The sequence below is a fragment of the Ancalomicrobiaceae bacterium S20 genome (assembly GCA_040269895.1).
GTDB lineage: Bacteria > Pseudomonadota > Alphaproteobacteria > Rhizobiales > Ancalomicrobiaceae > Methyloraptor > Methyloraptor flagellatus.
The window spans coordinates 1905871-1926531 of the sequence record CP158568.1 but is presented as its reverse complement, the minus strand read 5'-3'; the positions used below and the strand labels follow the sequence as shown (position 1 = coordinate 1926531).

General features: G+C 69.3%; 18 protein-coding genes and 1 pseudogene. 5 read left to right on the top strand and 14 right to left on the bottom strand.

Going from position 1 to position 20661, the window contains the following annotated elements; all coding sequences use genetic code 11:
* Positions 1-59: 59 nt before the first annotated feature.
* From ABS361_08845 to ABS361_08825, 5 genes and pseudogenes are all read right to left on the bottom strand, one after another.
* Positions 60-734 (bottom strand): DsbA family oxidoreductase, encoded by a 675-nt coding sequence (locus ABS361_08845; protein XBY46306.1) that lies wholly within the window; start codon positions 732-734, stop codon positions 60-62.
* A 207-nt stretch (positions 735-941) separates the two neighbouring features.
* Positions 942-2249: a diguanylate cyclase gene (locus tag ABS361_08840; GenBank protein XBY46305.1), complete on the bottom strand. Its 1308-nt coding sequence runs from the start codon at positions 2247-2249 to the stop codon at positions 942-944.
* 150 nt (positions 2250-2399) lie between these two features.
* On the bottom strand, positions 2400-2870 hold the full coding sequence (locus ABS361_08835) for a hypothetical protein (protein XBY46856.1): 471 nt from the start codon (positions 2868-2870) through the stop codon (positions 2400-2402).
* Between the two features lie 823 nt (positions 2871-3693).
* Positions 3694-4056, bottom strand: a pseudogene (locus ABS361_08830) (AMP-binding protein).
* 157 nt (positions 4057-4213) lie between these two features.
* Positions 4214-5929, bottom strand: a complete 1716-nt coding sequence (locus tag ABS361_08825) for an extracellular solute-binding protein (GenBank protein ID XBY46304.1) — start codon at positions 5927-5929, stop codon at positions 4214-4216.
* Between the two features lie 574 nt (positions 5930-6503).
* On the opposite strand from ABS361_08825, the gene ABS361_08820 reads away from it, so the two are divergent.
* A complete protein-coding gene (locus ABS361_08820) occupies positions 6504-7196 on the top strand; it encodes an invasion associated locus B family protein (GenBank protein ID XBY46303.1) in 693 nt (230 codons plus the stop codon).
* Between the two features lie 141 nt (positions 7197-7337).
* On the opposite strand, the gene hspQ is transcribed toward ABS361_08820, so the two are convergent.
* From hspQ to ABS361_08805, 3 genes are all read right to left on the bottom strand, one after another.
* Positions 7338-7670 (bottom strand): heat shock protein HspQ, encoded by a 333-nt coding sequence (hspQ, locus tag ABS361_08815; protein XBY46302.1) that lies wholly within the window; start codon positions 7668-7670, stop codon positions 7338-7340.
* Between the two features lie 170 nt (positions 7671-7840).
* On the bottom strand, positions 7841-8881 hold the full coding sequence (locus tag ABS361_08810; GenBank protein XBY46301.1) for a CoA ester lyase: 1041 nt from the start codon (positions 8879-8881) through the stop codon (positions 7841-7843).
* A 144-nt stretch (positions 8882-9025) separates the two neighbouring features.
* Complete coding sequence (locus ABS361_08805) at positions 9026-10195, bottom strand: lauroyl acyltransferase (GenBank protein XBY46300.1); 1170 nt, start codon at positions 10193-10195, stop codon at positions 9026-9028.
* 89 nt (positions 10196-10284) lie between these two features.
* Here ABS361_08805 and ABS361_08800 point away from each other — a divergent pair, with 89 nt between their 5' ends.
* Positions 10285-11241, top strand: a complete 957-nt coding sequence (locus ABS361_08800; GenBank protein ID XBY46299.1) for an AEC family transporter — start codon at positions 10285-10287, stop codon at positions 11239-11241.
* 25 nt (positions 11242-11266) lie between these two features.
* On the opposite strand, the gene ABS361_08795 is transcribed toward ABS361_08800, so the two are convergent.
* Positions 11267-12301, bottom strand: coding sequence for an FAD-dependent monooxygenase (locus ABS361_08795; protein ID XBY46298.1), 1035 nt, complete (start codon positions 12299-12301; stop codon positions 11267-11269).
* Positions 12223-12519, bottom strand: coding sequence for an FAD-dependent monooxygenase (locus ABS361_08790; GenBank protein ID XBY46297.1), 297 nt, complete (start codon positions 12517-12519; stop codon positions 12223-12225). Before ABS361_08790 ends, ABS361_08795 begins: the two co-directional genes overlap by 79 nt.
* Positions 12520-12842: 323 nt before the next feature.
* Between ABS361_08790 and ABS361_08785 the strand changes: the two genes are divergently transcribed.
* Together ABS361_08785 and ABS361_08780 are read left to right on the top strand one after the other, a co-directional pair.
* Positions 12843-13766: a DUF2182 domain-containing protein gene (locus ABS361_08785; protein XBY46296.1), complete on the top strand. Its 924-nt coding sequence runs from the start codon at positions 12843-12845 to the stop codon at positions 13764-13766.
* Between the two features lie 152 nt (positions 13767-13918).
* Positions 13919-14650 carry a TerC family protein gene (locus ABS361_08780; protein XBY46295.1) on the top strand — a complete coding sequence of 244 codons (732 nt, stop codon included), beginning with the start codon at positions 13919-13921 and terminating at the stop codon, positions 14648-14650.
* Between the two features lie 162 nt (positions 14651-14812).
* Here ABS361_08780 and ABS361_08775 read toward each other — a convergent pair whose 3' ends face one another.
* On the bottom strand, positions 14813-16477 hold the full coding sequence (locus ABS361_08775; GenBank protein ID XBY46294.1) for a SulP family inorganic anion transporter: 1665 nt from the start codon (positions 16475-16477) through the stop codon (positions 14813-14815).
* Between the two features lie 446 nt (positions 16478-16923).
* On the opposite strand from ABS361_08775, the gene ABS361_08770 reads away from it, so the two are divergent.
* Positions 16924-17901, top strand: a complete 978-nt coding sequence (locus ABS361_08770; protein ID XBY46855.1) for a quinone oxidoreductase — start codon at positions 16924-16926, stop codon at positions 17899-17901.
* A gap of 87 nt (positions 17902-17988) precedes the next feature.
* On the opposite strand, the gene ABS361_08765 is transcribed toward ABS361_08770, so the two are convergent.
* The 3 genes from ABS361_08765 to ABS361_08755 all read right to left on the bottom strand — a co-directional run bounded on the left by ABS361_08765 (position 17989) and on the right by ABS361_08755 (position 20642).
* Positions 17989-18198, bottom strand: coding sequence for a hypothetical protein (locus tag ABS361_08765; GenBank protein ID XBY46293.1), 210 nt, complete (start codon positions 18196-18198; stop codon positions 17989-17991).
* 326 nt (positions 18199-18524) lie between these two features.
* Positions 18525-19874: a 30S ribosomal protein S12 methylthiotransferase RimO gene (rimO, locus tag ABS361_08760; GenBank protein ID XBY46292.1), complete on the bottom strand. Its 1350-nt coding sequence runs from the start codon at positions 19872-19874 to the stop codon at positions 18525-18527.
* A gap of 12 nt (positions 19875-19886) precedes the next feature.
* Entirely contained in the window at positions 19887-20642 is a 756-nt protein-coding gene (locus ABS361_08755; protein XBY46291.1) for a hypothetical protein, read from the bottom strand.
* Positions 20643-20661: the final 19 nt, after the last annotated feature.

The following is a 20661-nucleotide window of genomic DNA, read 5'->3' as shown; positions in this document are numbered from 1 at the left end:
TCTCGCTTGGTGCGCGATCGACCCGGCGCGAGCCCGCGCCGGGCTGGTCCGTCGAATCTTCACCCGATACGGGCGATGCGCTTTTCCTCGGCGAGCTGCTTGAAGGCGTCGGCCAGCACCTCGACCTCCTGCGCGCCCATCACCGCGTAGCGCCGGTCGAGGATGAAGCAGGGCACGCCGGTGACGCCGATGCGCTGCGCCTCCTCGACCTCCTCGCGGATCGAATCGGCGTCGATCTCGCTGCCGAGCCGTTCGGCGACCAGCGCCGTATCGAGGCCGAGCTCGCCGGCCGCCTCGACCAGCACGGCCGCATCGCCGATGTCGCGGCCTTCGGAGAAATACATCTCGAACAGCCGGTCGGCCATGGCCGCGCCGACGCCCGCCTCGGTCGCCCAGCGGATCAGGCGGTGGGCGTCGAGCGTGTTCGGCGACAGCCGGACCTCGTCCCAATGGAACGCCACGCCGATCTCGCGGCCGAGTTCGACCAGCCGCTCCTCGGTGGCGCGCACGCGGTCGATGCCGCCGAACTTGGCGGCGAGCCGTTCGCGGCGATCGACGCCGCCGTCGGGAATCGTCGGGTCGAGCTGGAACGGCCGGAACACGATCTCGAACGGGATCTCCGGCACCATCTTCAGCGCCAGATCGAGCCGGCGCTTGCCGAGGAAGCACCAGGGGCAGATCACGTCGGAGACGATATCGATCCGGATCGGATCGGCGGCAGGGGCGAGGGCCAAGGGCGGACTCCGGTTGCGGCGACCGGAAGGCCCGAGCCGCCCCGACGAGATCCGGGTTCGGCGCGGCCCGCGACGGCCGGGAGGAAGGGTGGCGCGCGGCCGACGGATCCGCGCCAGGGGGTCAGGGCCCGGAGGTACGGCATCCGCAGCCGGCGGACATCCTGCGACATGTAGGGCGGTTCGCGTCGAATTGGTACCCGTCGCCGCTCAGAGCGTGACGCGCGCGACCAGGCTCTCGGCATCGTCGCCATCGATGCGATCGGCGACCGCGCTGACCACCTCGGCCGAGACCGGCTCGGAGGCGCCGGGCAGGGCGAAGCGCGTCGCGCGCAGCACCGCGCCGAGCCGGGCGGCAACGCCGGCCGCGTCGTCGACATGGGTATCCGGCAGCACGATCACGAAGCGGCCGCCACCCGGCCGGGCCGCGAGATCCTCGCCGCGCACCAACCGGCCGATCACCGTGCCGACCTGCCGGATCAGGTGATCGCCGGCGGCATAGCCATGCTGCCGATTGACCTCGTCGATATTGGCGATCCGGAAGCCGACGATCGACAGTCGCCCGCCGTGTGCCGCCGCTTCGACCATGCGCGACAGGTGATCGAGCAGGAAGCCGCGGGCGAACAGGCCGGTCAGCGCATCATTGGTCGCCCGGTCGCGCGAGCGGGCATAGGCCGCCTTCAGGCTCTCGCGCAGCCGGTGCTCTTTCAGCACCGTGGCGACGCGCTCGGCGAAGATGGCGCTCTCGCCGGAGTGGAACACGACGTCGTCGGCCCCGGCCGCATAGGCGGCATCGACCTCGTCGACCTCGCGCGGATCGGCGAGCACGACGACCGGCAGCGCGAAGTGATCGACATTGCGCCGCAGCCGCGCGGTGAACTCGGCCGCCTCCTGGACCCGCATGTTGAGCACCACACAGTCGAACGCCTGCCGCTCCAGATAGTCGAGCGCGGTATCGACGGTGAAGGCGCCGACCAGCGTCGCGCGCCGGGCGAGCGTGCGCTCGATGGCGAAATAGCGGATGCCCGCGCCGACGACGAGCACCTTCGGCTCGTGAAACTGGTTGGAGGGCTCGAGCTCGGGCGGCACGACCCCGTACTGCCCGGCCGTCTCCACCCGCCGCATCATCTCCTGCTGCATGGTCGACAGCCGCGACAGCGAGCCGATGCGCTGTGCGACGTGGCGCGCGGAGTAGGGGCCGCGGATCACGTCCGCGACGCCGAGCGGCTTCTCGTCCGGCCCGGCATCGCCGACGAGCAGGATCGGCGGCCGCCGCGGCGTGCGGGTCAGTGCGAGCCGTCCCGCGGCCTGCAGGTAGAGCGCGCGCCGATCCGCATCGCCGGCGCCGTGCAGGTTGAGCACGACGACGTCGGGCGCGGCGCGGCGGACCGCATCGACGGTGGCGGCGAGCGGGGCTGCGGTCACATCCCAACCCTCGGCGCGCACGCCGTCCCAGAGCGCGAAAGTCTCTTGAGACGGAACCTCTTCGATGACGAGAACACGACCGCGGGCGACCATGGGATGGGGAACTCCAATTCGGAATTCAGTTGGCCACGCGTATGCTTAACGGAACCTTACAGTCGCGTTAGCTTAGCTGTCTAAGGAATGGAATGTCAGGGAGAGCCGCCGCCCCCGGGGCGCTTGCGCACGTCGGACGACCTCGAAGCCTCAGCCGCGGGCAGCCAGATGCTGCGCCATGCCGGCGCGCAGCACGCGCCCGGACGGACCGCGCGCGATAGCCGGCACTGTGTAGACGCGGGCCGGCATCTTGTGCAGGCCGATTCGGGCATCGGCCAGCGCGGCGAGGTAGCCCTGAGTGTCGAAGGCGACCCCGGGCTTCGGTACCACGGCGGCCGCGATCCGCGCGCCGCCCGGCTGGTCGTATACGACGATCGCAGCCGCGTCGAGCACGCCGGCGACGCCGATGAACAGCCGGTCGAGCTGGTCGAGATCGACATCGGCCGCGCCGATCCGGGCGATCTCGCCGACGCGCCCGGTCAGTTCGGCCGCGGCCGGATGCGGCTGCACCACGCGGGCGGTGACGCCGGTCGCGACGAAGCCGTCCTCGCTGCGCGGGCGACGGCCCTTCGCCGGCGCGCGGCGGCCAGGCCTCGGTCGGCACCATGGCGCCGCGCACATGCAGCTCGCCGGCGAGCAGGTCGCTCGCCGCGACCCGCGAGGCGCGCTGCGGCTGGCCCTGGATGCGCGTCTCGATCAGTGTCGGCGCCATGCTGGTGCCGGCCGGCGCACCGATCGCGCCGATCGGCAGCGCCACGGGGGTCGCCGGATCGCTGCGGCGGCGCGCGACCAGGCCGTGCTCGCCGAGGGCCACGAGATCGACCGCCTGCGTGCCCCGCGGCAGCGCCGGATCGTCGGCGGTGCGGCCGACCACGATCAGCGCCGCCTCATGCTTGTGCGCGTCGAGCCGCTCGGCCACGCGTCGCGCGAACGATGCCGGCACGAGCACATGGCTCGCCTGTCGGCTCGCGGCCTCCTCGGCGATGCGATCGGTCGAGCGCGGCATACCGAGCACCAGCGTGCCGCCGGCGAGCAGCCAGGGCATGAACGCGCCGCCGAGCGCTTCGAGACTGGTCAGCGCGAAGGGGCAGACGATCGTCGCCGCCGGCTCGATCCGCGCTTCGAGCAGCGTCATGAGCCCGGTGGCAATCCAGTGATTGTGCGAGCGCGGCACCGCCTCGAGCGGCACGCCGGCCTGCGGCTTGGCCTCGGCCGGCTCGGTGCCCGCGGCCGGCTCGTGCAGCACGTGATGCAGCGACAGCGTCGCGCAATGGTCGGCGGCGATGCCCTTGCGCTGGATCACCGGCGCGGGCCCAAGCGAGGCGGCTTCCTCGTAGACGCGCTCGAGGTCGATCAGCCCGTCGGGCACGTCGCCGCCGGCGCCGAACACGAAGCGGATCTGGAACACCTCCGAGGCGACGGTGCGCATGCGCTCGCCGTGCAACTCGTTCTCGGTCTGCGCCACGGTGGCGATCGCCTTGGCGCCCGAGGCCTCGATCGCCTCGATCACATCGGCCTCGCGCAGCGCGAGCGGCAGCGGCAGCACGATGAGGCCGGCCTTGAAACAGGCGAGCATCACCGCGATCGCGTCGGTCGTCGGCGGCATCTGGATCGCGACCACCATGTCCGGCGACAGGCCGACGCCGGCGAAGAAGGCGGCGAGCGCGTCCGAACGCTGGTGCAGCTCGCCATAGGTCAGCGTGCGCGCCGCACCGCTGGTCCAGTCGGCGCGATCGGAGAAATCGGCGACGGCGATCCGGTCCGGCGTGGCGGTTGCGGTCTTGGCGACGAGCTGATCGAGCGCCACGCGTCCCCAGACGCCGGTGGCGAGATGCCGTTGGCTGTCGTCTTCCGTGGCAACGATCACCGTTTCGCCCCCCGCGCCCGCGCTTCTCTCCGCGGTGCGCCCGTGTTTTCCAAAGTCGCGGCCGCCTGCATGGCCCGTCGAGGCGCCACCGGATGCGTCAGGGCTTCGCCCACCAAGCCGGCAGGACGTATCCCCAAACGGAAGTCTTGGCCGGATGCTCGATTCGTGTCCAGCGCGCCATCCACTGTTCCGGTACGTGGAATAACGGCACGACGTAGAAACCGTTGATGAGCACCCGGTCGAGCGCGCGCGCGGCCGCGACCAGATCCTCGCGGCTGGAGGCGGAAAGCAGCGCCTTGATCGCCGCGTCCGCACCCGGTTCCTTGACGCCCGGCAGGTTCAGCGAACCCTCCTGATCGGCGGCGCCCGAGGACCAGCGATTGATCTGCTCGTTGCCGGGCGACAGCGAGGCGCCCCACGACCACATCGTCATGTCGTAGTCGAAGGTCTTGCGGCGAAGCTCGAACTGCGCCGGATCGACGGTGCGGATGCGCGCCTCGATGCCGATCGAGGCGAGCGTGCGCTGATAGCCGATCGCGATGCGCTCGTGTTCGCGCGTCGCGCACAGGATCTCGAACACCATCGGCTCGCGCGTCTTGGCATCGACCAGCTTGGCGCCGTCGAGCACCCAGCCGGCGGCGCCGAGCAGATCGAGCGCCGCCTTCAGCGTGGCGCGGTCGCGGCCTGAACCATCGGTCCGCGACGGGCGCCAGGAGCCGTCGGCGACATCCTTGCGCAGCTTCGCCGCGGCATCGCCGAGAATGGCGGTCTCGCGCGCATCGATCGGCCGGCCGGCGAAGGAGAGCTCGGAGCCTTCGAAATAGCTGCCGGTACGCCGATAGAGGCCGAAGAACAGGTTCTTGTTGGCCCATTCGAAATCATAGAGTCGCGCCAGCGCCTCGCGCACGCGCACGTCCCGGAACAGTGCGCGCCGGGTGTTCATGACGAAGCCGGTCATGCCCTTCGGCAGCGCGGTCGCGAAGCTCTCCTTGACGACCTGCCCGTCGCGCACGGCCGGAAAGTCGTAGGCCTGGCTCCAGCGGCCCGGATCGCCTTCCGGCAACACGTCGATCAGGCCCTTCTTGAAGGCCTCGAACAGTGCGTTCTGCTCGCGATAATACTCGTAGCGGATCTCGTCGAAGTTATAGAGGCCGCGGCGGACCGGCAGGTCCTTCGCCCAGTAGTTCGGATCCCGCTTCAGCACCAGCCGCGTGCCGGCCTCGATGCGGTCGACCAGATAGGGCCCGCTGCCGATCGGCGTCTCCAGCGTGGTCTTCTCGAAGTCGCGGCCTTCCCAGACATGCTTGGGCAGGATCGGCATCAGCGCGACGATCAGCGGCAGTTCGCGGTTGTTGCCGTCCTTGAAGGTGAACTTCACCCGGTCCGCGCCGATCGCCTCGGCCTTGGTCACGCCGGAATAGTTGAGACGCATGAAGGGGAGGCCCTTCTCCTTCAGCGTCTCGAGCGAGAAGATCACGTCCTCGGGCGTGATCGGCCGGCCGTCGGAGAAGCGGGCGATCGAGCGGAGCTTGAACGTCACGCTCGCATGATCGTCGGCGACGTCGATCGTCTCGGCGATGAGGCCGTAGAGCGAGAAGGCCTCGTCGAAGCTCCGGTCCATCAGGCTTTCGTAGACGTTGGTGCCTCCGATGCCCTCGCGCAACCCGACGACGTAATTGCCCTTGAAGATGAACGGGTTGACGTTGTCGAACGTGCCGACCACGCCATAGGTGATGCGCCCGCCCTTGGGCGCATCCGGATCGGCATAGGAATAGGCTTTGAAGTCCGCCGCATAGCGCGGTTCGCCATGCATCGCGATCGCCGGCTGCTCGGCGGCGCGAGGGCCCGAGCCGAGGGGCAGGACCGCGATGACGGCGGCCGTCGCCGCAACCGCGAGGTGCCGGGTGAAGCAGGGACGGGCGTGCGGAAGGAGAACGGATCGAAACACTGCCAGGGTTCGCCTTTCAAGGGACGCCGTCGGACCACGCCGTCAGGGCGCGCCGCTTTGATTCTCGCGCGCGATGCTATCACGCCGCCACGTGGCGATTCTCACCTTCGCCGTGGCGAATCCGCGGCGGGGTCACGGCTCGGGCGCGGCTGTGGTCCGGCGCGGGCGCGTCGATCTGTTGCGATCCGTTGCGCGAAGCGGCTGGAAATCCCTGTCGCGAGACTGTAAGGAACGGTCGCCGCCGACGCCCGGGGACGATACCACCATGTCGCCTCAATCGCAGACCACTGAGGCGCCAGCCGAATGGTCCGGGCCCGCGTGGCGCGGCCGTACCGGTCGCCGACACCGGACCGATCCGGGTCGGGCGGCCGTCAATCGTTCCGGGGATTGGTCAAAAATGATCTCGAAGTCTGTTCGCACGGCGGGGCCGGTTGTTCGGGTGGCCCTCACGCACACCGCGCTGCTCGTTGGTGCGCTGCTCGTCGGTGCCGGCGCGTTCTCGACCGGCGCTCTCGCCCAGCAGGCGGCGCCGGCCACCCCGGCCAAGCCGAAGCCCGCTGCCCCGGCGAAGCCGGCCGCGCCTGCCGCCGCGCCGGAGGCGACGCTCGCGCCCGACCAGCCGAATCCCTGGGTGAAGTACTGCTCGCGCGATCCCGAGAAGCGCAAGGTCTGCCTCGTCGCGCAGGAACTGCGGTCCGACCAGGGCCAGCTGATCGCCTCGGTCGCGTTGCGCGACATCGAGGGCGAGGCCAAGAAGACCGTGCTGATCGCCGTGCCGCCGGTGGTGCTGATCCAGCCGGGCCTGCGTCTCGCCGTCGACACCGGCAAGCAGGAAGAGGCCAAGTACACGATCTGCTTCCCGAACGCCTGCTACGCCGAGATGACGGTCACCGACCAGTTCATCGCGACGATGAAGAAGGGCCAGGCGCTCAAGGTCACCGCGCTCAACTATCAGGGCAAGCCGCTGCCGCTCGGCTTCCAGCTCGTCGGCTTCAAGGCCGCGCAGGAGAGCGAGGGCATCGACCCGACCGCCAAGCAGGAGAGCCAGGACCAGCTCCAGCAGGAACTGCAGAAGCGCGCCGAAGAGGCCCGCCAGAAGCTCAACAACGGCGCCGCGGCTCCGAAGCCCTGATCGTCGAAGTCACTGGCTGAAACGACGACGCCGCGGATGATGTCCGCGGCGTTTTTCGTTTGTCGGCGACTGCGCAGCGGCACGGTGCGACCGGCTTGCCGGATCCGCGATGGCAGACCTCGACCGTCCCGCTGGCGTCTCTCAGTTCAGCGACTGGTCGCGCGCGACGAGATTGCCGTCGTCGTCCTCGACGAAGCTCGCCTCGACCTGCGGGTGGCGCAGCGGCTCCCCCGATGTGTCGGGAACGAGATTCTGTTCCGAGACGTAGGCGACGTACTCGTTCTCGGCGTTCTCGGCATAGAGATGGTAGAAGGGCTGGTTCTTGTCCGGCCGGATGTCTTCCGGAATCGAGAGCCACCATTCCTCGGTATTGTTGAACACCGGGTCGACGTCGAACACCACGCCCCGGAAGGGATACAGCCGGTGGCGGACGACTTCCCCGATCCTGAATTTCGCCGTTCGAGCTTGGGGCATAGCATCACGGGACAACGGAACATCACTCATTTGTTCCGTAGATGCATGGTCCGCGCGGCCTGTCAAGCGCGGCACCGCGGTGCGAAATCCTGCCGTTCGCTGGCTTCCGCCCGCGAACGGCTGAAATATTGGGTCTGTTATGGAGGCGCGGCAGAGCGCCGCGCGGCCGATCAGAAGCCGTATTTGGCCGCCAGGTCCGGATCCTTGCTCGCGACCAGCTTGGCGAGATCGACGATGACCTTGGCCTGTTTCCAGGTCGCATCGTCCTGCATCTTGCCGTCGATCATCACCGCGCCGGTGCCGTCGGGCATGGCATCGAGGATCTTCTTGGCGAAGGCGACCTCGTTCGGATCCGGCGAGAACACGCGCTTGGCGATGTCGATCTGGGTCGGATGCAGCGACCAAGCGCCGAGGCAGCCCATCAGGAAGGCGTTGCGGAACTGCGCCTCGCAGGCGGCGGCGTCCGAGAAGTCGCCGAACGGGCCGTAGAAGGCCTTGATGCCGACCGACTGGCACGCGTCGACCATCTTGGCGACCGTATAGTGCCAGAGATCCTGCTGGAAGGCGGCACGCGGCGCGTCGCCGGCCGCGTCCGCCAGCACGGCGTAGTCCGGATGGCCGCCGCCGACGCGCGTCGTCTTCATGCCGCGCGAGGCCGCGAGATCGGCCGGGCCGAGGCTCATGCCGTGCATGCGCGGCGAGGCGGCGGCGATCTGGTCGACGTTCTTGACGCCCTCCGCCGTCTCCAGGATCGCGTGGATCAGGATCGGCTTCTTGACCCCGTGCCGCGCCTCGAGCTGGGCGAGCAGCTGGTCGAGATAATGGACATCCCACGGCCCCTCGACCTTCGGCAGCATGATCACGTCGAGCTTGTCGCCGACCTCCGCGACGATCTCGGTGATGTCGTCGAGCACCCAGGGCGAGTTCAGGCAGTTGATGCGGGTCCACAGGCCCGTCGAGCCGAAGTCGACGGTCTTCGCCATCTCGATGAAGCCGCGGCGCGCGTTGAGCTTCTGGTCGGCCGGCACCGCGTCTTCGAGGTTGCCGAGCACGACGTCGACCTTGGCGGCGAGTTCGCCGACCTTCGCGCGGACCTTGTCGTTGTGCGGCGGCACGAAGTGGATCATGCGCTCGAGCCGGACCGGCAGGTCGCGGTAGGGCTCGGGAGCGCCGATGGCGAGCGGCTTGAAGAAGGCGCGCGGGGACTTCATGGGGCTCTGTTCCTCCGAAGGCGTCGCCGCGTCGCGCGGCCGTTCCCGCGGTTGAACCAGCCGGAGCCGGCCTCGGCAAGACGTCCCTTCGTCGATGCGACGACATGGCAGAGGCGGCGGGGTTACCGTGCTCGGGCCGACCGCTCAGGGGGTCCACTTCGGATGCGGCCAGAACCATTGTTCGGGCCGCTCACGGATCCAGCGCTCGAACAGGTCGTGGATCGCTTGCGTGCCGGCCTGGATGTCGGCCGCCTTGTCGGGCGTGTGCGGGATCGGCACGGGCTCGATCTCGACCCGGAATCGTGCCCCCCCGGTGCGGATCACCCGACCCGCGAGCACGGGTACGCCGGTGGTGCGCGCGATCATGGCGGGAAACGGCGTCGCCGAGGCCGGGTGGCCGAAGAATCTGACGGTCACGCCGCCGGCCTCGCGCAGATCGGCGACGATCGCGGTCGCGCCGCCCGCGCGCGTCCTTTGGATGATCCGCCGCGCCAGGGCGGAGCCCTCCCGGCGCGAAAAGAGCCCGCCCGGATAATAAGGTTCGCGCTCGCGCCTGAGTACGGCCTCCGACAGCGGGTTCGATAGCGGCCGGTAGACACCGGCCGGCGACAGGCCCATGCGCATCGCCGCGAGCGTCGCGAGCTCCCAGTTGCCGGCATGCAGCGACACGAGCACGAGGCCGTTGGCGGCGAAATCTGTGAGCGGACGGCCGTCGACCACCGCCGGGGGCAGGGCGATGCGGCTCGGATCGGCGGCGATCCGGTCGAGCATCAGGGCCTCGACGAAGGTACGGCCGAGGTTCTCCCATTGCGCCAGCGCGATGGCGCGGCGCTCGTCGGCGCTCTTCTCCGGGAAGGCCAGCGCCAGATGCGCCTCGACGCGCCGCTGGCGCCGGGTCAGCGGCGCGACGAGGCGCCAGCAGGTGCCCATGAACCAGGACGCCGCATCGAGCGGCAACAGCCGCATCAGTCCTGTCGCGAGCCGCAGACCCGCCGCCTCCAACCGGTGCGAGAACCGGATCGGCCGATCGGCCGACGAACCACCGGACACGACCGGGCCGGATGCCGCAGGGCGCGCGCGGGCCGGGCCGTCGGTGCCGGAGCTGGCGGTCTCGGGCGTGGGGTGAGCGGATTCAGTGTCGATCGTCATGTCTGCCGGATCGCGCGTGGCCGCCCGGTCCATGACGTGGACCCTGTGGGCGGCCTTCGTGAAGCTCCCATGCGGGGTGCGGCGTTGACCACCTCCGGTCGAGCCGCTACGGCCGAGACCGGCCCCTTGGCCTGCGTACCTACCGGAGCGCGGCGCCTCGGGCAACGCGCGTCGCGGCGAGGAGCGGCGAAACTGCGCGCGGGCAGGGGACGTGTCGCCGCGACGGCGGTCCATTCGAAGCGGGAGACGAGGCGATGGAGCAGGTGATCGGGCTGGCGATGCCGTTCTTCGGCCTGATCTTCATCGGATTCGTCTGCGGCAAGATCCGCCAGTTGCCGGCCGACGGTCTCGCCTGGCTCGGCTTCTTCATCGTCTATGTCGCGCTGCCGGCCCTGTTCTTCCAGCTCCTCGCCAAGACGCCGATCGACGAACTCGCCAATGGCCGCTTCATTCTGGTGACGACGCTGTCGACCTTCGCGGCCTTCTGTGCGGCGCTGGCGATCGGCTTCGTCGTCACGCGCCGGCTCGACGAGGCGACCATCGTCGGCGTCGCGGGCGCCTATTCCAACGTCGGCTATATGGGCCCGGGCCTGACGCTCGCCGCGATCGGCCCGCAGGCGACGGTGCCGACCGCGCTGATCTTCTGCTTCGACAGCGCGCTCTTGTTCACGCTGGCGCCGCTGCTGATGGCGATGGCACACGGCAAGCAGTCGCCGCTCGCGACCGTGTGGATCATCCTGAAGCGGATCTTCCTGCACCCGTTCATCATCGCCACGATCCTGGGCGTCGCGGCAGCAGCGTTGAGGTTTCAGCCGCCGGTCGCGATCGAGAAGATGCTGAACGCGTTGATGGGCGCCGCCGCGCCCTGCGCGCTGTTCACCATGGGCGTCACGGTCGCGCTCCGGCCCTTGAAGCGCATCCCGCACGAGATCCCCTTCGTGCTCCTGATCAAGCTCGTCGCGCACCCGCTCTTGGTCTTCGCGGTGCTGCAGGGCATCGGCGGCTTCGATCCGGTCTGGGTCACGACCGCGCTTCTGATGGCGAGCCTGCCGCCGGCGCTCAATGTCTTCGTGATTGCCCAGCAATACGACGTCTATGTCGAGCGCGCGTCCTCGATCGTTCTGGTCGGCACGGTCGTCTCGGTGGTGACGCTGACGACCGTGCTCTACTGGATCTCACACGGCATGATCCCGCTCGGCGGCGGGCACTGAGTGGTGCAGGCGCGGCCGGACTTGCTCACCCGACCTTGAGCCCGCGCATCATGCGCGGCGCGGCGAAGCTCGGCATCAGGCCCTCGCGCATGACGAGATGGCGCAGCGGCGCGAAGCGGTTGATCGCCCAGAAGCCGAGGCTGCGGACGACCTGCGCCGGCAGCGCGTCGGAGAGCAGCAGCCGGTCGGCCATGTCGACGCCGCGCGTGCGTGTCTCGACGTCGATGCGCCGGGCGCGCTCGTAGGCGTCCATCGTGCCGGCCGAGCCGAGGTCGCGCCCCTCACGGCGCGCCCGCGCCAGCACCTCGCCGAGCGCCGCGACGTCGCGCGCCGACAGGTTCAGCCCCTGCGCGCCGATCGGCGGGAACACATGCGCGGTCTCGCCGACCAGGAACACGCGTTTGGCCGCGACGCGCTTGGCTGTCATGCCCGACAGCGGCCACAGCTGGCGCTCGCTCTCGATCTCGATGCGGCCGAGAATCGAATGCGAGCGGCGTTCGAGCTCGATCGCCAGATCGGCGTCGTTCATCGCGTTGAGCCGCTCGGCGACCTCCGGCTTTTCGACCAGCACGATCGAGGTGCGCTTGCCCGGCAGCGGCACCAGCACGAACGGCCCGCTGCGGGTATGAAATTCCGTCGAAACATCATTGTGTTCAGCGGTGTGGCGCATGTTGAGCACGAGTGCCGACTGCGGATAGCTCCAGGTCGAGACCTCGATGCCGGCCGCCTCGCGCAGCTTCGACCGGCGCCCGTCGGCGGCGACCGCGACCGCGGCGGCGATCGTGCGGCCGTCGTCGAGGGTGAGATCGATGCCGGTCTCGCGCGTCCGCACGTCGGTGACCGCGCCGAGGATGCGGGTCAGTTTCGGTTCGGCCGCCGCGCGGGCGTCGAGCACTTCGGTGATGTCGCGATTGGTGATGTTGGAGCCGAAGGTGCCGATGCCGATCTCCGGCGCGCGGAACACCGCCTCCGGCGCGCGGATCAACCGGCCGGTGTCGTCGACGAGCCGCATGACTTCGAGCGGCTGGCCGCGCGCGGCGAGCGCCTCCCAGAGGCCCATGCGCTCGAAAGCAGCTTCACCGAGCCACCGAGCAACGCCGTCGTGCGCGTGTCGTCGGGGCGCGATTCGGGCGCGATCAGCGCGGTCTCGAAGCCGAGCCCGGCGACCAGCAACGCCGCCATCAGCCCGGAGGGGCCGGCGCCGACCACGGCGACGTCGAAGGCGGCGGGTGCCGGGTTCGAATGGGTGTCCGAACGGCTGGGCTCGATCGCGGTCATCGCATAAGTCCTCGGTTGGCCGGCGCTGCCACGAGCGGCGACACGCGCTGCATATAGACCCGTTCGGTGCGGCGGGCAGCCCCCGTGCCGGCAAAAGCCGAGCCCTCGCCAATGCCGACAAGGGCGGTCGACCCACCCCGAACGGTTGCCGATCCTAGTCCGATCCAATGGGCTGACGTTGATCTCGCGCATACGCGCGGGCGATCGGATCGGCTATAGAATGGGGTCCGCGCCGGTGGCGATCGCCGTCGATGCCCGATCATCGCCGTCGCGGTGCCGCCCCTTGCACTGACCTCCGCCCCTTGCATCGCTCCCCGAGACCCATGACCGATCACGTCGCCCCGCCGCCGATGCTGCCTGCGCCCGACCGCGGCCTCGCCTTCCTGGCCCGGCATCCGCGCGGTCTGATGCTGGCGACCGTCTTCGTCGGCGCTGCGATCGGCTGGGCCTGGCTCGCGGCGATGATCGCCGCCATGCTCGCCGCGACCGACATGGCGGCGCTCGGGCCGGGCATGGAGCTCTTCAATTATTTCAATGGCTTGACTGAGATTCCGGAGAGTGTGCGTGCGGGACTTGCGGTGCTTTGCGCGCCGGCGCCCGGCGCTGCCTGGAGCCTCGGCGATGTGGCCAGTGTCTTTGCCATGTGGGTGACCATGGTGCTGGCGATGATGCTGCCGACCGCCGCGCCGATGCTCGCCGCCTATGCCGGCCGCGCCGAGATCGCCATTGCGGCCGGCGAGCGGCCGGTCTCGGTGCTGGTGCCGGCCGCCGGCTATCTGACCGTCTGGCTCGGCTTCGCGATCGTCGCGACGGGCGCGCAGGCGGGTCTCACGGCGCTGCGCGCCTTCAACGCCGCCATGGGGCCGATGACGCTGGTGCTCGGCGCCACCACGCTCCTCGCCGCCGGCGTCTACCAGTTCACGCCGCTGAAGCAGGCCTGCCTGACGCGCTGCCGCCTGCCGGCGTCGTTCTTCGCCGTGCGCTGGTCGAGCGAGACCGCGCAGGTCTACCGGCTCGGCCTCGAGCAGGGGCTGAACTGCCTCGGCTGCTGCTGGGCGCTGATGGCCGTCATGTTCGCGGTCGGCGTCATGAATGTCGTCTGGATCGCCGTGCTCGGCCTCGTCATGGGGCTGGAGAAGGCGACGCTCAATCCCTGGGTCAGCCGCGTCATCGGCGTCGCCCTGATCGCCTGGGGCCTCGGCCTCATCGCCGCCTCGCCGGTCGGTGCGCGGCTGCTTCATCTTTGACGTCAACATGAAGAGCGCGCGCCGGATCGCTCGGTTGAAGCGCGGAGCGACCGTCCGCGGCGGCAAAGTGCCTGTCCACGCTTGACCGTCAGAGCCTTGTCGGGCTTGGGTGGGACGCACCCTTCCGAACAACGAGCGACGGACCCCGCCACGTGATCGAACTTCTGACCGACCCGCAGGCCTGGGCGAGCCTTCTCACCCTGACTGTGCTCGAAATCGTGCTCGGCATCGATAACGTCGTGTTCCTGTCGGTCGCGACCGGCCATCTGCCGGCGGCCGAGGCGAAGCGCGCGCGCCAGCTCGGCCTGCTCCTGGCGCTCGGCTTCCGGATCGTGCTCCTGTTCTTCATCTCCTGGATCGTCGGTCTCAAGGATCCGATCGTCAGCGTCCAGGGCTTCGATCTGTCGATCAAGGACATCATCCTGATCCTCGGCGGCGGCTTCCTGATCTACAAGGCGGTCGGCCATATCCATGAGGAGATCGAGGAGGAGCCGGGCGTCGAATACAAGGCGGCGGTGAAGACCGCCTTCAGCGCCGTCGTCGGCCAGATCATCGTCATCGACATCGTCTTCTCGCTCGACAGCATCATCACCGCCGTCGGCCTCGCCCAGCATGTGCCGATCATGATCGCCGCGGTGATCATCGCCGTCGGCGTCATGTATGTCGCCTCCGGCCCGGTCTCGGCCTTCATCGAGCGCCACCCGACCACCAAGGTGCTGGCGCTCGCCTTCCTGATGCTGATCGGCGTGGCGCTGGTCGCCGACGGCCTCGGCTTCCATATCCCGCGCGGCTACATCTACTCGGCCATGGCCTTCGCCGCCGGCGTCGAGGCGCTGAACGTGATGGCCAAGGCCAAGCGCGAGAAGGCCCGCAGGGGGCATTGAGCCCCGCGCATCGCCTCGAGCGGGTTGAATGAATGTCGGACCGCGCCGCCGGTTCTTGCCCGCGCGGACATGAAAAAAGGGTGCGGCGTTGGCCGCACCCCTTTGTCGATGTGGTGGAATATCGACCGCGACTGGTCGTGCTGCCAGCGGGCGGCGTGCCGGTCACTCCGCCAGCGTCTCCGACACCTTGCCGCCGAGCGCGTCCTCGACGCTCGGCGCCGTCGTGACCGCCACATGTGGCCGCTTGATGCCGAAGCGCACCAGCGAGCGCCGCACCGGCCGCGAGGTCGCGGCCAGCACCACCGTGGTGCCCTTCTTCGCTGCATCGTCGATGACGCCCTTCAGCGCCGCCGCGCCGGTCGAATCGACCAGCGGCACGCCGGCGAAGTCGAGGATCAGCCGCTTCGGCCGCGTGCCGATCCGGTCGAGCGTCACCGCGAGCTGGTTGGCCGCGCCGAAGAAGAACGGCCCGTTGATCCGGTAGACCACCGTGTCGCGGTCGGTCGCGAGCGTCGGATCGTAGGGCCGCGAGCGGTCGTCCTTGCGGTCGCCCTCGACCAGCGGTCCGGCGACGGTACGCTCGATCGCCACCGCCTCGGCCATGTGGTGCATGAACAGAATCGCCGACAGAACCACGCCGACCTCGATGCCGACCGTGAGGTCGTAGAACACCGTCAGACCCATGGTGGCGAGCAGCACCGTCCGGTCGCCCCAGCTGGAATTCTCGAGCAGGCGCATCACGACATGCACCTCGCTCATGTTCCAGGCGACGATCGCCAGGATCGCGGCGAGCACGGCGAGCGGCACGTAGGAGGCGAGCGGGGCGGCGACCAGCATGAAGGCGAGCAGGAACACCGCGTGCAGGATGCCCGAGATCGGGCCGGTCGAGCCGGAGCGGATATTGGTCGCGGTGCGGGCGATAGCGCCGGTCGCCGGCAGGCCGCCGAACAGCGGCGACACGATGTTGGCGAGCCCCTGCGCGACCAGTTCGCAGTTCGACCGGTGCCGCCTCCCGGTCATGCCGTCGGCGACCACGGCCGAGAGCAGCGATTCGATGCCGGCGAGCACCGCGATCGTGATCGCGTCCGGAAGGACCGCCTGCACCATCTCGAGCGAGAAGGCCGGCAGCGCCGGCGACGGAGGCACGCGCGGAATGCCGCCGAACTTGGAGCCGATCGTCACGACCGGCAGATGAAACAGCGTGACGACCGCCGAGGCGGCGACGACCGCGATCAGGAAGCCCGGCCATTTCGGCCGGTGGCGGCGCAGGACCAGAATGATGGCGATCGAGAAGGCCGACAGCACCAGCGCTTCCGGGTTCACCGTCGGCAAGGCCTTGATCAACGCCTCGACCTTCGGAATGAAGTCGCCGGGCAGCTTGCCGGCCTCCAGGCCGAACAGATCGGCGACCTGGCTGACGAAGATCGTGATGCCGATGCCGGCGGTGAAGCCGATCGTGACCGGATAGGGGATGTATTTGATGTAGGTTCCGAGCCTGAGGAACCCGACCGCGACGAGGATGAAGCCCGCGAGCAGCGTAGCGAGCGCCAGGCCCGCGTAGCCGTGATGCTCCATGATCCGGTAGACGACCACGATGAAGGCCGCCGTCGGCCCGCCGATCTGGAACCGGCTGCCGCCGAAGGCCGAGATGATGAAGCCGGCGACGATCGCCGTGAACAGGCCCTTGTCCGGCGTCGCGCCGGAGGCGATCGCGATGCCCATCGCGAGCGGCAGCGCGACGATGGCGACGGTCAGGCCCGCGACCGTGTCGGCGACGAAGCGATTGAAGCTGTAGCCCTCGCGGAGCGAGCTGACGAGCTTCGGCATGAAGAGATCGGAGAAGGTCGGGGCCGGAGCCCGCGAGGAGGGGCCGGGCAGGGGAGAGCCGGGCATTGTGGAGCCGGGAAGCGCGGAGCCGGACGTCGGCATCTGTCGAACCATTTCGTCGTTCGGCGCCGGGCCGAGGGCCGGCCGGGCGCGGGAGGGAAGGCGGCGCGGCGGCGGACGCTCGGAAGTGAGCGCGCGGGGGCGACTCGCGAGGAAGGGGCGGCGCCGTCGGTCGAACGATAGCGAGAGGCTAGCATGCGGGGCACAGGGGTTCGCAAGCCCCGCACAGGCCCCGATGACATCGCGGCACGCTTAATTCGAGCGCGGCACCTATGCGCTTGCCGTGCTCGGAGGCCGGCGCCATCTTCACGGCAACCGCGCCGGCGCCGTCATGACCGCCGCACGGCACTGAAAATGCGCAATGCACGAGGGAGGACGTCATGGGCTTGGTTCAGGGCATCAGGGTACACGAGACCGGCGGACCGGAGGTCCTGCGCTACGAGAGCTTCGATCTGCCCGAGCCCGGTCCGGGCGAGGCGCGCGTGCGTCATGCCGCGATCGGCCTGAACTTCCTCGATGTCTATTTCCGCACCGGCCTCTATCCGGCGCCGAACGGGCTGCCGCTCGTGCCGGGCAGCGAAGGGGCGGGCGTGGTGGTCGCGGTCGGCGACGGCGTGACGACCGTCCAGCCCGGCGACCGCGTCGCCTACGTGGTCGGCCCGGGCTCCTACGTGACCGAGCGCAACGTGCCGGCCGACCGCCTGGTGCGCGTGCCGGACGCTGTCCCGGACGACGAGGCGGCCGGCATGATGCTGAAAGGCATGACGGTGCAGTATCTGCTCAATCGCACCTACAAGGTCGGCCCCGGCACGACGATCCTGTTCCACGCCGCGGCCGGTGGCGTCGGCCTGATCGCCGGCCAATGGGCGAAGCATCTCGGCGCCACCGTGATCGGCACCGCCGGCGGCCCGGAGAAATGCGCGCTCGCCAAGAGTCACGGCTACGATCACGTGATCGACTACCGCTCGCAGGACTTCGTTGCGGCGGTGAAGGACATCACCGGCGGCGCCGGGGTCGACGTGGTCTATGACTCGATCGGCAAGGACACGTTCCCGGCCTCGCTCGACGTCCTGAAGCCGCTCGGCCTGTTCTGCTCCTTCGGCAGCGCATCGGGCCCGGTGCCGCCGTTCCAGATGGCGCTCCTGTCGCAGAAGGGCTCGCTGTTCGCGACCCGGCCGACGCTGTTCACCTACATCGCCAAACGCACCGACCTCGAGGCGGCCTCGTCCGGCTTGTTCGACGTCGTCCGTTCCGGCGCGGTGAAGATCCCGGTCGCCCGCCGCTACGCCCTGAAGGACGCCGCTCAGGCCCATATCGACCTGGAAGCGCGCAAGACCACGGGCACGATGGTGCTGATCCCGTAAGGACCAGTCTCGTCCGATGCCGCCCCGCGCCGAGGTTGTTCGGCGCGGGCGGGATACTGGCCGCGGATCGCAAACCCGCGGCCTGCCTCACAACCCGGTGGCGGTGACCACCACGATGCCGATCAGCATGGTCGCGGTGGCGATCAGTGCGAGCACGATCACGAGCGGATAGCCGATCGTGACCACCCCCCAGATCAGCGCCGCAACGACGGCCAGGACGACCGGAATCAGCAGGCCATTCGAGCGCGAGGCCGGGGCGTCAGCGGTCGCAACCGCGGCGGAAGTGTCGTTCGCCATAGGAAGAGCTCCTCGTTGTGTCGCCGGCAGGCGGTCCGATCGGTCGACGGCCGATGGAACGCGGCGCGGCCGTCGGAGGGCTCGCCTCCGATCCGACCCCGCCTCGAGCCGGTATTCCGTCCGAGGATCTGCCTAGACCAGCCGCCCTGCCGCGGCAACGCCCAAAGCGTCGCGGCGGCGCGGGTTTCGCCGGCATGGCTGCGCAATCGCAAACATCTGGCGCAAACATCTGGCGCAAGCGTCCGTACAAAGGACGGTGGCTGCGCGATCCGAGGGCAGCGGTCCTCGGACACTTCCAGAACATGCAAGGCCGATGCGCGTCGCCGTCAGCCGACCGCGACGCCGTGCAGGTCGTAGGCGTCGGCGCGTTCGATCTTCACGGTGACGATCTCGCCGGCCCGGAGCGGCCGGCGGCTCGCGACATAGGTCGTGCCGTCGATCTCCGGCGCGTCCCACTTGGTGCGGCCCTTCGACACCGTCGGGCCCGGCTCGTCGATGATCACCTGGACGCGGCGGCCGACGCGCGCCTTCTGGACGCGCTCGGCGACCTTCTGCTGCGCCGCCATGAACCTGTGCCAGCGCGCCTCCTTGACCTCCTCCGGCACGGCGCCGGCGATCTCGTTGGCCGGCGCGCCCGCGACCGCCTCGTATTTGAAGCAGCCGACGCGATCGAGCTTGGCCTCGCCGAGCCAGTCGACCAGGAAGTCGACGTCCTCTTCGGTCTCGCCGGGGAAGCCGACGATGAAGGTCGAGCGGATCGCGAGATCGGGGCAGATCTCGCGCCACTTCTGGATCCGCTCGAGCTGCTTCTCCTGCGCCGCGGGCCGGCGCATCGCCTTCAGGACCGTCGGCGACGCATGCTGGAACGGGATGTCGAGGTAGGGCAGGATCTTGCCCTCGCTCATCAACGGGATCACCTCGTCGACGTGCGGATACGGGTAGACGTAGTGCATCCGGATCCAGACGCCGAGCTCGCCGAGCTCGCGCGACAGGTCCAGGAATTTTGCTCTGACCTCGCGGTCCTTCCAGGGCGAGGTCGCATACTTGAGGTCGACGCCGTAGGCGGAGGTGTCCTGGCTGATGACCAGGATCTCCTTGACGCCGGCCTTGACCAGCTTTTCAGCTTCGCGCAGCACATCCGCCGCCGGGCGCGAGACGAGATCGCCGCGCAGTTTCGGAATGATGCAGAAGGTGCAGCGGTTGTTGCAGCCCTCGGAGATCTTCAGATAGGCGTAATGGCGCGGCGTCAGCTTGACGCCCTGCGGCGGGATCAGGTCGACGAACGGATCGTGCGCCGGCGGCACCGCCTCGTGCACCGCGCCGACCACGCTCTCGTAGGCCTGCGGGCCGGTGATCGCCAGCACGTTCGGGAAGCGCTCGATGATCGGGCCGGGCTCGGCGCCCATGCAGCCGGTCACGATGACCTTGCCGTTCTCGCCCATCGCCTTGCCGATCGCGTCGAGGCTTTCCGCCTTGGCGCTGTCGAGGAAGCCGCATGTGTTGACGATGACGACGTCGGCGCCGCCATGGCTCTTGGTCAGCTCGTAGCCTTCGGCCCGAAGCTGCGTGATGATACGCTCGCTGTCGACGAGCGCCTTGGGGCAGCCGAGGCTGACGAAAGAGATTTTCGGCGCCGGCCCGCTCGGGGGCGCCTCGGAGGTCGCGATGTCGGTCATGGCGGAAACGGATTAGGCGATTTCGCCCGAAACGCAAGCTTCAATGCGCTTGGCGATCAGGTCCGCGGCGGTGAAATCGGTGCCGATCGCGGTGATGTGGTGAACGACGGATGGCGTCGCATCGACGAGCGTCTTGACGTCGTCGAGCGCGTGCGTGCCCTCCGAGACGAAGAAGCCGAGCACGATCTCGGGGCGCAGGTCGTGAATGACATCGTCGAAGAACGGCGCCTCCTCGATGAAACCGAGCCCGATCGGTCCGAGGTCGCGGCTCGCGAGCGTTGCGACCACCGCTTCCGCTGCGGTTCTGGACGCGGTCTCGCCCGAGCCCGATCCGTGGGCGATCATCGCGATCCGGCAATCCTGCGGTTCGCGGCCGCCCATCATGGAGGCGAGCGAGCGCAGCCGATGCTCGACGATGTCGACCAGATCCGGATCGAGCCCGAAGCAGCCGAGCCGGATCGTGTCGGCGAACCCGGCCTCGGCGAGCAGTTTCGGCAGCTTCACCCGGACGAAATAGCCCTCCGCCATGAAGAACGGATAGATCGCGACCGTGCCTTGCGCCGCCGCGCCGAGGGCGGCATGCGCGGCCGCAAAGGTCTCGGGCTGCTTGATGACGGCCCAGGCGACCGGCAGATCGATCCGCTTGGCGACGCGCTCGGCGACGGCGCGGATCGCCGCATTGCGCTGCGCATCGCCGCCGTCGCCATGGGCGCAGATCAGGACGGCGGAGATGGTGCGGGGAGGGTGGTTCATGGTCATGGCGGCCAAGATGGCGTCGGGAGCCGTG

Coding starts and splice junctions, on each gene's coding strand:
- ABS361_08785 (XBY46296.1), top strand. CDS start 12,843: ATGACCGATCACGTCGCCCCGCCGCCGATGCTGCCTGCGCCCGACCGC.
- ABS361_08800 (XBY46299.1), top strand. CDS start 10,285: ATGGAGCAGGTGATCGGGCTGGCGATGCCGTTCTTCGGCCTGATCTTC.
- hspQ (XBY46302.1), bottom strand. CDS start 7,670: ATGCCCCAAGCTCGAACGGCGAAATTCAGGATCGGGGAAGTCGTCCGC.
- ABS361_08795 (XBY46298.1), bottom strand. CDS start 12,301: ATGGGCCTCTGGGAGGCGCTCGCCGCGCGCGGCCAGCCGCTCGAAGTC.
- ABS361_08840 (XBY46305.1), bottom strand. CDS start 2,249: ATGGTCGCCCGCGGTCGTGTTCTCGTCATCGAAGAGGTTCCGTCTCAA.
- ABS361_08775 (XBY46294.1), bottom strand. CDS start 16,477: ATGCCGAAGCTCGTCAGCTCGCTCCGCGAGGGCTACAGCTTCAATCGC.
- ABS361_08790 (XBY46297.1), bottom strand. CDS start 12,519: ATGACCGCGATCGAGCCCAGCCGTTCGGACACCCATTCGAACCCGGCA.
- ABS361_08810 (XBY46301.1), bottom strand. CDS start 8,881: ATGAAGTCCCCGCGCGCCTTCTTCAAGCCGCTCGCCATCGGCGCTCCC.
- ABS361_08835 (XBY46856.1), bottom strand. CDS start 2,870: ATGTGCGCGGCGCCATGGTGCCGACCGAGGCCTGGCCGCCGCGCGCCG.
- ABS361_08765 (XBY46293.1), bottom strand. CDS start 18,198: ATGGCGAACGACACTTCCGCCGCGGTTGCGACCGCTGACGCCCCGGCC.
- rimO (XBY46292.1), bottom strand. CDS start 19,874: ATGACCGACATCGCGACCTCCGAGGCGCCCCCGAGCGGGCCGGCGCCG.
- ABS361_08825 (XBY46304.1), bottom strand. CDS start 5,929: ATGCATGGCGAACCGCGCTATGCGGCGGACTTCAAAGCCTATTCCTAT.